The sequence below is a fragment of the Yersinia sp. Marseille-Q3913 genome (genome assembly GCF_963892745.1).
Lineage (GTDB): Bacteria > Pseudomonadota > Gammaproteobacteria > Enterobacterales > Enterobacteriaceae > Yersinia > Yersinia bercovieri.
On record NZ_CAWQAF010000055.1, the window covers coordinates 84,373 to 96,899 of the forward strand.

Sequence of the window (12,527 nt, forward strand, 5' to 3'; positions counted from 1 at the left end):
GTATTTTGATAGTTTTAATTTTGAACCACCAGAGTGACATTACTTCAGTTGCGCGTTTCTGACCTCTTCACCTGCTTCCCAAATCCGGTATTTCACCTCTACACCTTGTGGTACATAAACCACAATCGGCAGGCGGCTGTTATAGCGCTGCATGGCGGCGTCACCGAGATTGGCAGCGATAAACTGCGGGTGACGGCTATTGTCTGGGCAGGCCATCATGGTGGAGGCGGGTTCTGAAATTTTATCCATCACCAGATAGTCAAAGCCCCAGCCAGACAAAGTTCTGGTCTCCAGATTGCCGCCTAGCATATGGCGGTTGCAGTCAACCTCCAGAGTTTTACCGATCAGCAGTTCCACTTTGAAGCGTGATTCATCTTTTTGTGGATCAAGGAAAATCACCTGGCGGGTCATGCCTTTTTCAGCCGTAGGGTAAGGCGCGATTTTTTCTAATGGCTGCTGTTGATTGAGCGGTAACTCTGTAGCAGCAAGAGCGCTGGCCGATGCTGCCATTAACAGGCTGCTGAGTGCGATTGACACTAGTTTCATTTTTATTCCCTATGATTATGATACCGGAAGTAAAATATCATCTATTCGCCATAATGATTATAGGTGAAGTCCGATTGGTTTAATCAATGATGATCACAGCTCGATTTCGATATCACCTAGCGGTTGACAGCAGCAGGGCAGGATTTCGTTGGGTTGAACAAACGCCAGGGGCTGCTGTGAATAGCAAACTTCACCCTTGAGTAAGCGCAGGCGGCAAGAGCCGCAATAGCCAGAGCGGCATTGATACTCAATCTGTACCTGATGGTGTTCGAGGGTTTCCAGCAAGTTGCGGCTATTAGCAGGGCGGTTAAGTTGAGCACCTGTGGTGCTCAACGTCACGATAGACTTCATCAATTACAGCTCGAAATCACTCAGGTCGTCAGCACTGATTTCGGAGTCAATCTGGCCGACCAGATAGGAGCTGACTTCAACTTCTTGCGGGGCCACTTGCACGTTATCGGAGACGAGCCAGGAGTTGATCCAGGGAATTGGGTTGCTGCGGGTATTAAACGGCACACCCAGACCTACAGCTTGCATACGGATATTGGTAATATATTCAACGTATTGGCATAAAATCTCTTTGTTCAAGCCAATCATAGAGCCGTCACGGAACAGGTACTCTGCCCACTCTTTCTCCTGTTGTGCGGCCAGAACAAACAGGTCATAGCATTGTTGTTGACACTCTTCAGCAATTTCAGCCATCTCCGGATCATCTTCACCGGAGCGCATCAAATTAAGAATATGTTGAGTACCGGTCAGATGCAGTGCCTCATCACGGGCGATCATTTTGATGATTTTGGCATTGCCCTCCATCAGTTCGCGTTCTGCAAACGCAAATGAGCAGGCGAAGCTGACATAGAAGCGGATCGCCTCCAGCGCATTGACACTCATCAGGCAGAGATAGAGCTGTTTCTTCAGCTCACGTAGGTTGACGACCACGGTTTTACCGTTGACCTGATGGCTACCCTCTCCCAGCAGATGGTAGTAGCTGGTCATTTCAATCAAATCGTCATAATACGCCGAGATATCTTTTGCCCGCTTAAGGATCTCTTCGTTGGTCACAATATCATCGAAAACAATCGCCGGATCGTTAACGATATTGCGGATGATATGTGTGTAAGAGCGAGAGTGAATGGTTTCAGAGAATGACCAGGTTTCGACCCAGGTCTCCAGCTCAGGGATAGAGATCAGCGGCAATAAGGCGACGTTAGGGCTACGGCCCTGGATGGAGTCCAGCAAGGTTTGGTACTTCAGATTGCTGATAAAAATGTGTTTTTCGTGATCGGGCAACGCGTTGTAATCAATACGATCCCGTGAGACGTCGATCTCTTCTGGACGCCAGAAGAAAGAGAGCTGCTTCTCAATCAGTTTTTCGAAAATAGCGTGTTTTTGCTGATCGAAACGCGCCACGTTGACGCATTGACCAAAGAACATGGGTTCGAGTAACTGATTGTTTTTATTTTGTGAAAAAGTGGTATAGGCCATGATTTCCTCAGGGGACAAGCAACGGGCAAATAAAGATAAGTCCCCTGATGACCACATTTTCTGTCATCAAGGGCCTGAATGCTAAATCAGATCTTACATGCACCGCCTTCGCAGTCATCATCACCCGGCTGGCTTTGAATATCTTCCTGCACATCATCAGCACCGTCACGGGTGTTTTGATAGTAAAGGGTCTTCACGCCAAATTTGTAGGTGGTCAGCAAATCTTTCAGCAACTGCTTCATCGGCACTTTGCCTGACGGGAAACGGGTTGGATCGTAATTGGTATTCGCCGATATCGCCTGATCGACAAATTTCTGCATCAAACCAACCAGTTGCAGGTAACCGTCGTTATTTGGCATATCCCACAGCAGTTCGTAAGCATCTTTCAGACGCTCATATTCAGGGACAACCTGACGCAGGATACCATCTTTAGAGGCTTTGATACTGACGTAACCGCGCGGTGGTTCAATACCATTGGTGGCATTGGAGATTTGCGATGATGTCTCAGAAGGCATCAGCGCAGAGAGCGTGGAGTTACGCAGACCATGGGTCTGAATCTCTTTACGCAGCGTCTCCCAATCATAATGCAAGGGTTCGTTGCTGATGGCATCCAAATCTTTCTTATAGGTGTCGATCGGCAAAATGCCCTGCGAATAGGTGGTTTCGTTGAACCACTGGCAGGCACCTTGCTCACGGGCCAGCGCGTTTGAGGCTTTCAATAAGTAGTATTGAATCGCTTCAAAAGTGCGGTGAGTCAGATTGTTAGCACTGCCATCAGAGTAACGCACACCATTTTTTGCCAGATAATAAGCAAAGTTAATCACGCCAATACCCAAGGTACGACGGCCCATTGCGCCACGCTGTGCCGCAGCAATTGGGTAATCTTGATAATCGAGCAAGGCATCTAGCGCACGTACCGCCAGCACCGCCAGATCTTCTAAATCATCAAGGCTATCAATGGCACCCAGGTTGAACGCCGACAAGGTACAGAGCGCGATTTCGCCGTTCTCGTCGTTGATGTCATTCAACGGCTTGGTTGGCAAAGCAATTTCCAGACACAGGTTTGACTGACGTACCGGTGCCACTTTCGGGTCAAATGGGCTATGGGTGTTGCAGTGATCCACGTTCTGGATATAGATACGGCCAGTAGAAGCACGTTCTTGCATCATCAGAGAGAATAGCTCAACCGCTTTTACCCGCTGTTTACGGATGCTGCTGTCCTGCTCATATTTGACATAAAGGCGCTCAAATTCATCCTGATCGGCGAAGAATGCATCATACAACCCCGGTACATCTGACGGGCTGAACAGGGTGATATCTTCACCTTTCAGCAGACGTTGATACATCAGCTTGTTGATTTGTACGCCGTAATCCATATGACGTACGCGGTTGCCTTCAACGCCACGGTTGTTTTTCAGCACCAGCAGGCTTTCAACTTCTAAATGCCACATCGGGTAGAATAAGGTTGCCGCACCGCCTCGTACGCCGCCCTGTGAGCAGGATTTCACCGCGGTCTGGAAGTGTTTGTAGAACGGAATACAGCCGGTGTGGAAGGCTTCGCCGCCACGAATTGGGCTGCCCAGCGCACGGATGCGGCCCGCGTTGATACCAATACCGGCCCGTTGTGACACATATTTCACAATGGCGCTAGAGGTGGCATTGATAGAGTCCAGACTGTCGCCACACTCGATCAACACACAAGAGCTGAACTGGCGCGTAGGGGTACGAACACCAGACATAATTGGCGTTGGCAGCGAGATTTTAAAGGTCGAAATGGCATCATAGAAACGTTTGATGTAATCCATCCGGGTTTCGCGCGGGTAGTTAGAGAACAGGCAAGCGGAAACCAGCATGTACAGGAATTGGGCACTTTCATAGATCTCGCCGCTCACGCGGTTCTGCACCAGATATTTGCCTTCCAGCTGCTTAACTGCAGCGTAGGAGAAGTTCATATCGCGCCAATGGTCGATGAAAGTGTCCATCTGTTCAAACTCTTCTGCGGTGTAATCTTCCAGCAGATGTTTGTCATATTTACCCATCTCCACCATCTTCGTCACATGGGCGAAAAGTTTTGGTGGTTCAAATTGGCCGTAGGCTTTTTTTCGCAGATGGAAAATGGCCAGACGAGCGGCTAAATATTGATAATCCGGCGCATCACGGGAGATAAGGTCAGCGGCGGCTTTGATGATGGTTTCATGGATATCGGCAGTTTTAATGCCATCATAAAACTGAATGTGTGAACGCAATTCTACTTGAGAAACCGAGACGTTATGTAAACCTTCTGCGGCCCAGTCGATGACCCGGTGGATTTTATCCAGATTGATGCGCTCTTTGCTGCCATCGCGTTTAGTAACAAGTAGGCTTTGGTTCATGTGATCTTTTACCTTCCGTGTGTTCATACCCTGTAAGCCAAGCAAACGCCACGCTGCATTTTTAGGCCGCGAGTAGTGTCATTGCTCAGTATGTAAACACAATATATAGGGGGTGGGTGTTGGTTAGATAACAAGATAGTGAGTATTACGTCTTTTAGCAAGTGAACAACATCGGACAATTGTGTGGATAACTTGGGGGGGAATTGTTACAAATGGCCCTCAAGCTGCGTCATTACTGGGGCTTACCTACTGTCAATCTAGGGGATAAGATTTTACTGAAAATCTTAAAAATTTGATCGTTTGCCGGTTTATTAAACATTAGAAAAATCCCCTTCATCTTTCACGCCGTAGCGGTGTTGGCTGCCCTAACTCACCCCAGTCACTTAGTGGACTAAGCTCCTGGGGATTAGTTATGTTGCCGCCTTGCTACAAGGCGAAATCTATCGGCTATTATTTGATTTTTTATACTTCACTCGTGAGCGCTGTTCTCTTCCCTTTGAGTATGCACCATATAATTTACATCAACATTGCGACCCAGCTTGAAATGGTCTGTTATCGGATTGTAATGCAGCCCGATAATATGGCGTTCCTGCAGTGGGGTTTGATCGACCCAGCCGATAAGTTCTGATGGGCGGATAAATTTTTTCGAATCATGAGTGCCTTTCGGCACCATCTTCAATACATATTCCGCTCCGACCACCGCCATCAACCAGGATTTGGTATTGCGATTAATGGTTGAGAAGAAAACATGCCCACCAGGTTTGACCAATTGCGCACAGGCGCGGATAACGGAAGCCGGGTCAGGAACGTGCTCGAGCATCTCCATGCAGGTCACCACATCGTAATGTTGTGGCAACTTTTGCGCATGGCTTTCAACCGTTTCCTGCACATAATCCAGTTTGGCACCGCTCTCCAGTGCATGTAGTCGCGCCACTTGTAGCGGCTCATAGCCCATATCCAGCCCAGTGACCTGTGCACCTTCATGTGCCATGCTTTCTGCCAGAATGCCGCCGCCGCAACCGACGTCCAGCACGTTTTTATCGAAAATGCCGCCTGAGCGCTGCAAAATATAATCGAGACGTAGGGGATTAATGCGATGGAGAGGCTTAAACTCACCTTCCAAATCCCACCAGCGGGAGGCAACCGCTTCAAATTTAGCGATTTCTTGCTCGTCGACATTGTGTTGAGGGGCTGTGGTGTCTACACGCATGAAGAGTTCTCACTGTTCTGTTTCTTTGCGCGGATTATACATGTTCCCCATCAATTGGCGCAGTTTTGTCGCTAAGAGTTAAGCGCAATGTAGTTTCGCCAAAATTGGGGTTTTGTGATATAGTTTCGTACCTTTAAATCCGGTAATTAGTAGAGGGATAGCGGCTCAATGAGCGACCTTGCCAGAGAAATAACACCGGTCAACATCGAGGAAGAGCTGAAAAGCTCCTATCTGGATTATGCGATGTCCGTTATTGTCGGACGTGCTTTACCAGATGTCCGGGATGGACTGAAGCCGGTTCACCGTCGCGTACTGTTCGCGATGAATGTACTGGGCAATGACTGGAATAAACCATACAAAAAATCGGCCCGTGTAGTTGGGGACGTTATCGGTAAATATCACCCGCATGGTGACAGCGCGGTCTACGACACTATAGTGCGTATGGCTCAGCCGTTCTCACTGCGCTATATGCTGGTGGATGGGCAGGGTAACTTCGGTTCCGTTGATGGCGACTCCGCCGCAGCGATGCGTTATACCGAAATCCGTATGTCTAAAATTGCTCACGAATTGTTAGCGGATTTAGAAAAAGATACCGTCGACTTCGTGCCGAACTACGATGGCACTGAGCAGATCCCTGCGGTCATGCCAACACGTATCCCTAACCTGTTGGTTAATGGTTCGTCAGGTATTGCCGTTGGGATGGCAACCAATATTCCGCCACATAACCTTTCTGAGGTTATTGATGGCTGTTTGGCCTATATCGAAGATGAAAACATCAGCATCGAAGGGCTGATGGAATATATTCCGGGGCCAGACTTCCCAACAGCCGCCATTATCAATGGTCGCCGTGGTATTGAAGAAGCTTATCGTACTGGCCGTGGCAAGGTGTATATCCGTGCCCGTGGTGAAGTGGAAGCGGACGCTAAAACGGGCCGTGAAACCATTATTATTCACGAGATCCCCTATCAGGTGAATAAGGCGCGGTTGATTGAAAAAATCGCCGAGTTGGTGAAAGAGAAACGGGTAGAAGGCATCAGTGCGCTGCGTGATGAGTCTGATAAAGACGGCATGCGTATCGTGATTGAGATCAAACGTGATGCAGTCGGCGAGGTGGTGCTCAATAACCTCTACTCGCTGACGCAATTGCAGGTGACTTTCGGTATCAATATGGTGGCTCTGTCTCAAGGGCAACCTAAATTACTGAACCTGAAAGACATTTTGGTTGCCTTTGTGCGCCACCGCCGTGAAGTGGTGACGCGTCGGACCATCTTTGAGCTGCGTAAAGCACGTGACCGCGCACATATCCTTGAAGCGCTGGCCATTGCCTTGGCTAACATCGATCCGATTATCGAATTGATTCGCCGTGCGGCGACCCCTGCGGAGGCGAAAGCCGGCTTGATTGCCAGTCCGTGGGAGTTAGGGAACGTTTCTGCTATGCTGGAACGTGCCGGTGGTGATGCTGCCCGCCCTGAATGGCTGGAAGCAGAGTTCGGTATCCGTGACGGCAAGTATTACCTCACCGAGCAGCAAGCTCAGGCTATTTTGGATCTGCGTTTGCAGAAACTGACCGGTCTGGAGCATGAAAAACTGCTGGATGAGTATAAAGAGCTGCTGACCGCCATCGCGGAGCTGATCTTTATTCTGGAAAACCCAGAGCGCCTGATGGAAGTTATCCGCGAAGAGTTAGTGGCAATTAAAGAGCAATATAGCGATGCTCGTCGTACTGAAATCACGGCCAACACCTCTGATATCAACATCGAAGATCTGATTAATCAGGAAGATGTGGTTGTGACACTGTCCCATCAGGGCTACGTCAAATACCAACCGCTGACGGATTACGAAGCTCAGCGCCGTGGTGGTAAAGGTAAGTCAGCTGCGCGCATCAAAGAAGAGGACTTCATTGATCGCCTGTTGGTTGCCAATACCCACGACACTATTTTGTGCTTCTCCAGCCGTGGCCGTCTCTACTGGATGAAAGTCTATCAGTTGCCAGAAGCCAGCCGTGGGGCCCGTGGTCGCCCAATCGTCAACTTATTGCCGCTTGAGCCGAATGAGCGTATTACCGCCATTCTGCCGGTGCGGGAGTATGAAGAGGGTCGTCACGTCTTTATGGCAACCGCTAGCGGTACTGTGAAGAAGACAGCATTGACCGAGTTCAGCCGCCCACGCAGTGCCGGTATTATTGCCGTCAATCTGAATGAAGGCGATGAGCTGATCGGTGTGGATCTGACTGATGGCAGCAATGAAGTTATGCTGTTCTCCGCATTGGGTAAAGTGGTTCGCTTCCCAGAAACGCAGGTCCGCTCGATGGGCCGCACCGCAACCGGTGTACGTGGTATCAACCTCAATGGCGATGATCGGGTTATCTCTCTGATTATTCCGCGTGGTGATGGCGAAATCCTGACTGTGACTGAAAATGGTTATGGTAAACGTACCGCAGTGGAAGAGTATCCAACCAAGTCCCGTGCGACTCAGGGGGTTATCTCCATTAAAGTCAGTGAGCGAAATGGTAAGGTTGTCGGTGCCGTTCAGGTTGCACCAACTGATCAAATCATGATGATTACTGATGCCGGTACTTTGGTGCGTACCCGAGTTTCAGAAGTGAGCGTTGTGGGTCGTAACACCCAGGGCGTGACACTGATCCGTACTGCTGAAGATGAGCATGTGGTCGGTCTGCAACGTGTCGCCGAACCGGAAGAGGATGATGACATCCTTGATGGCGAGTCATTGGAAGGTGAAGAGGGCGGCGATGAAAACGCCGCACTGAACGCGCCGGAAGATGATGCTGAAGACGACGCAGCAGATGATGAAGCTGAAGACGATGATGTAGAAGACGAGAACGTATAATGCGCTGATGAGGTATCCGGGGCAGTTAATTGCTCCGGTGAACTTACTAGCCGCAGCGTGACTCGATGAAAACAAAAGCCAGCCTACGTGCTGGCTTTTTTATGTGTTATGGGTAGTGTATTCTGTAAATCATGCAGCCTCTGTGGCGATGCTTTCACCAGGTATCAGATTGAAATATCTCTCTTCATTTCGCACGACACTGAAAATCTCCCGCTACCTGTTTCGGGTATTGGCCATCATGCTATGGTCACTTGGTGCGTTGCTGACTACGTTTTATATCCTGAACATTCTAAATGAGAAAAAATCTGATATTCGTCAGGAATATAATACTAACTTTGAGTTGGCGCAGAGTTACATCCGGCACTCTTCCGACATTATCCGCGATATCAAATATATGGCGGAAAATAGGTTAAATAACAACTCGGCGAGCAGCGATATCGCCGCGGGTGCCTTCATCAAAAACAAGACAGCGCCAAAATATTATCCGCTCAATCCGGATGCTGATTGTGCCGCGCTTAACACCTCTCGCCACTTATCACTCAATTCGCTCAGTAACCTTATTCTGTACTGGAAGGAGAATTTCGCTGCCGCTTATGATCTTAACCGCATCTTCTTTATCGGTAGCGACACATTGTGCATGGTGGATTTCGATATTCGCAATACGCCAATGGATCAGGAAAATCTGCTTAAGTCACTGAATGAACATATTTTAAAATATCGTGACGCCAATGGTCAGGATAAAGATAGCGCACTGTATTGGGTGGTTCCTGGTGTGCGCCCAGAGATTGGTACGCTGTATGTGCTTAGCCCGTTGTATGTGGGTAACAAATTAGAGGCATTGGTCGGCACTGAGCAAACGATTCGTCTGGAGGATTTTATCTCTTCTGGGCCGCTGCCCATTGGTGTGACCTTGTTGGATCAGGACAATGAACCGGTATTGCGACTGGCAACCGGGGATCGCCATGCTTCAATGCTGGATGACTATCCTGATTCTCCATCTTATTTCGGTTATGTCGATGATTATAATAATCTTCTGCTGAAAAAGAGTTTGTTGCCGTCGACCCTCAGTATTGCTTATTCCTTGCCGGTAAGAACAATAATTGAAACATTCAAACTCTTTATTTTTAATGCGTTACTGCTGAATATACTCTCTGCGGTAGTGATATTTACCTTAGCCTGGTTGTTTGAAAGAAAAATGTTCCATCCGGCTGAAGATAACGCCTTGAGGCTGGAGGAGCACGAGCAGTTTAACCGCAAAATTGTGGCCTCTGCTCCGGTGGGTATCTCCATCCTGCGTATCAGTGATGGGACCAATATCCTCAGTAATGAGTTAGCGCATAACTATATTAATTTGCTGACAAACGAAGATCGCGAACGTATCACACGTATTATCTGTGAACAGCAGGCGAATTTTGTCGATGTGATGACCAGTAATAACAATAATCTGCAAATTAGCTTTGTTCACTCTCGCTACCGTAATGAAGATGTGGCTATTTGCGTGCTGGTGGATGTCAGTTCGCGGGTAAAAATGGAAGAGTCACTGCAAGAGATGGCCGCAGCAGCAGAGCAGGCCAGCCAATCCAAATCGATGTTTTTGGCCACTGTCAGCCATGAGTTGCGTACCCCACTGTATGGGATTATTGGTAACCTCGATTTATTGCAAACCAAAGAGCTCCCGCACGGTGTTGACCGCCTGGTGACGGCGATGAACAACTCGTCTGGCTTATTACTCAAAATTATCAGTGACATACTCGACTTTTCTAAAATCGAGTCTGAACAACTGAAAATTGAGCCAAGTGAGTTCTCTACTGTCGAAGTGATCACGCATATCTCCGCTAACTATCTGCCGCTCGTGGTTAAAAAACACCTGGGTTTGTACTGCTTTATTGAGCCGGATGTCCCGCGAGTGATGGTGGGGGATCCTGTTCGCCTGCAACAAGTGATTTCTAACTTATTGAATAACGCAATTAAATTCACCGATACCGGCTGTATCATCCTGCAAGTTCGGGTTCGTGGCGATTATTTGGAATTCCGAGTGCGCGATACCGGGGTCGGCATTAATTCACGTGAGTTAAACCAGCTCTTTGATCCTTTCTTCCAGATAGGCACTGGCGTGCAGCGCCATTTCCAGGGAACAGGTTTAGGTTTGGCTATCTGCGAGAAGCTGGTCAACTTGATGGATGGGGATGTTGAGGTGATCTCTGAGTTAGGGATGGGCAGTATTTTTGCTATCCGCATTCCACTCTATTTAGCCGAAAACAGAGATGAAGCCAATAATTCCGTGCTACCACAGAGTTATCGCTGGCAAGGGAAAACCCTGTGGTTGGATATTCGTAATGCGCGTCTTGAGCGCTACTTATTTGATCTCCTGGGGCATTTTGGTGCCACCGCGCGGCGCTATAGTCTCGATCAGCCTCTGAATGATCAAGTGTTGATTTGTGATTATTTGCCACAAATCAGCGCGCCACTATCGACCTGGATCCAGCTATCTATCGAACATATCGGTTTGCCGCAAGAAACGCGCCCAGGTTATTGGTTGCTGAGCACATCTACTCTGCTAGAGATTATCCCGTTATTGGATCGGATATTGCTGGAACCTCTGTCGGTGGCCGACAATACGCCATTACAGCTACCTGCGCCGAAAGCCAACCAAGATGATAATGCCGACCTGCAAATTCTGGTGGTGGATGACCATCCGATTAATCGCCGGCTATTGGCCGATCAGCTCACAGCATTGGGCTATCAAGTGATGACGGCGAATGATGGGCTGGATGCTCTGGCGGTGCTGAGTGCCAATAGTGTTGATATTGTGCTGACTGACGTCAATATGCCGAACATGGATGGTTATCGTTTAACTCAGCGTTTGCGGCAATTGAATCATCACTTCCCGGTCATTGGTGTCACCGCGAATGCACTGGCTGAAAGCAAGCAGCGCTGTATTGAAGCGGGCATGGATAACTGTTTATCTAAGCCAGTAACACTGGATACATTGCGGCAGATGTTGCGCTATTACAGTGATAAGGTGCGGCGCTCACGCTAAACCCTTCGCCCTTGACGCTAAACCCTTCGCCCTTGACGCTACAGCTGTGTTAGCGGCACTTGCTCACCCTAATCACTTACTTGAGTAAGCTCATCGGGATTCGCTCACTTGCTGCCTTGCTGTAACGCCAATGACTTTGGGTTATAAACTTAGGATATGGCGCTCACGCTAAACCCTGCGCCCTTGACGCTACAGCTGTGTTAGCGGCACTCGCTCACTTGCTGTCTTGCTGTAACGCCAATGACTTTGGGTGATAAAGTTAGAAATAAAGAGAAATTTAGCAATAAAGAAAATTAATGAATAATCTGAATGGGTAGGAGAGGGGATAAATAAACCCGGTGCTGCTGAGCAATACCGGGCTTGGAAACAGCTATTCTTCTTCTTTATTGACCTGGCTGATAGTTACTGAAGAAAGATAGTTTAGTAGGGCGATATCATTATCCACACCCAGTTTTAGCATCGCCGATTTCTTCTGGCTACTGATAGTTTTAATGCTGCGATTAAGCTTTCTGGCGATCTCTGTTACCAGGAAACCTTCAGCAAATAATCGCAAAACTTCACTCTCTTTCGGTGACAAGCGCTTATCACCGTAACCATTGGCACTGATTTTTTCCAGCAATTTAGCCACACTTTCAGGGGTGAACTTTTTCCCTTTTTGTAATGCTGCCAATGCCTTAGGTAAGTCCGCTGGTGCGCCTTGCTTTAATACGATCCCGTCAATGTCCAAGTCCAAAACAGAACTAAGAATAGCCGGATTATTATTCATCGTTAGAACAATTATGGCTAAGTCTGGGTAATGACGTTTTATATATTTTATCAGTGTGATGCCATCACCATACTTGTCTCCAGGCATGGAGAGGTCAGTAATTAACACGTTGGCATCTAGTTTAGACAAATTGTTAATAAGTGATGTTGAGTCTTCAAATTCCCCAACAACATTGACCCATTCAATTTGTTCAAGCGATTTTCGGATGCCAAACAAAACAATTGGATGGTCATCAGCAATAATTACATTAAGGTTGTTCAT

At 48.1% G+C, this 12,527-nt stretch carries 8 protein-coding genes; 2 read left to right on the top strand and 6 right to left on the bottom strand.

What is annotated here, in order from left to right; translation table 11 throughout:
- Positions 1-39 precede the first annotated feature (39 nt).
- The 5 genes from eco to ubiG form a co-directional block, all read right to left on the bottom strand.
- Positions 40-546 (bottom strand): serine protease inhibitor ecotin, encoded by a 507-nt coding sequence (eco, locus tag AACW11_RS16600; protein ID WP_212584828.1) that lies wholly within the window; start codon positions 544-546, stop codon positions 40-42.
- 93 nt (positions 547-639) lie between these two features.
- Entirely contained in the window at positions 640-897 is a 258-nt protein-coding gene (yfaE, locus tag AACW11_RS16605; protein ID WP_212584829.1) for a class I ribonucleotide reductase maintenance protein YfaE, read from the bottom strand.
- A gap of 3 nt (positions 898-900) precedes the next feature.
- Positions 901-2,031 carry a class Ia ribonucleoside-diphosphate reductase subunit beta gene (gene nrdB / locus AACW11_RS16610; protein WP_212584830.1) on the bottom strand — a complete coding sequence of 377 codons (1,131 nt, stop codon included), beginning with the start codon at positions 2,029-2,031 and terminating at the stop codon, positions 901-903.
- Between the two features lie 86 nt (positions 2,032-2,117).
- The gene (gene nrdA / locus AACW11_RS16615) at positions 2,118-4,403 is read right to left on the bottom strand and encodes a class 1a ribonucleoside-diphosphate reductase subunit alpha (RefSeq protein WP_212584831.1); all 2,286 of its coding nucleotides are present in this window, start codon (positions 4,401-4,403) and stop codon (positions 2,118-2,120) included.
- Between the two features lie 469 nt (positions 4,404-4,872).
- Positions 4,873-5,613 (bottom strand): bifunctional 2-polyprenyl-6-hydroxyphenol methylase/3-demethylubiquinol 3-O-methyltransferase UbiG, encoded by a 741-nt coding sequence (ubiG, locus tag AACW11_RS16620; protein ID WP_212584832.1) that lies wholly within the window; start codon positions 5,611-5,613, stop codon positions 4,873-4,875.
- Between the two features lie 168 nt (positions 5,614-5,781).
- Here ubiG and gyrA point away from each other — a divergent pair, with 168 nt between their 5' ends.
- Both gyrA and rcsC read left to right on the top strand, forming a co-directional pair.
- Entirely contained in the window at positions 5,782-8,460 is a 2,679-nt protein-coding gene (gyrA, locus tag AACW11_RS16625) for a DNA topoisomerase (ATP-hydrolyzing) subunit A (RefSeq protein WP_212584833.1), read from the top strand.
- Between the two features lie 169 nt (positions 8,461-8,629).
- Complete coding sequence (gene rcsC, locus AACW11_RS16630; protein WP_212584915.1) at positions 8,630-11,500, top strand: two-component system sensor histidine kinase RcsC; 2,871 nt, start codon at positions 8,630-8,632, stop codon at positions 11,498-11,500.
- A gap of 370 nt (positions 11,501-11,870) precedes the next feature.
- Here rcsC and rcsB read toward each other — a convergent pair whose 3' ends face one another.
- Positions 11,871-12,527, bottom strand: a complete 657-nt coding sequence (gene rcsB, locus AACW11_RS16635) for a response regulator transcription factor RcsB (RefSeq protein WP_004875319.1) — start codon at positions 12,525-12,527, stop codon at positions 11,871-11,873.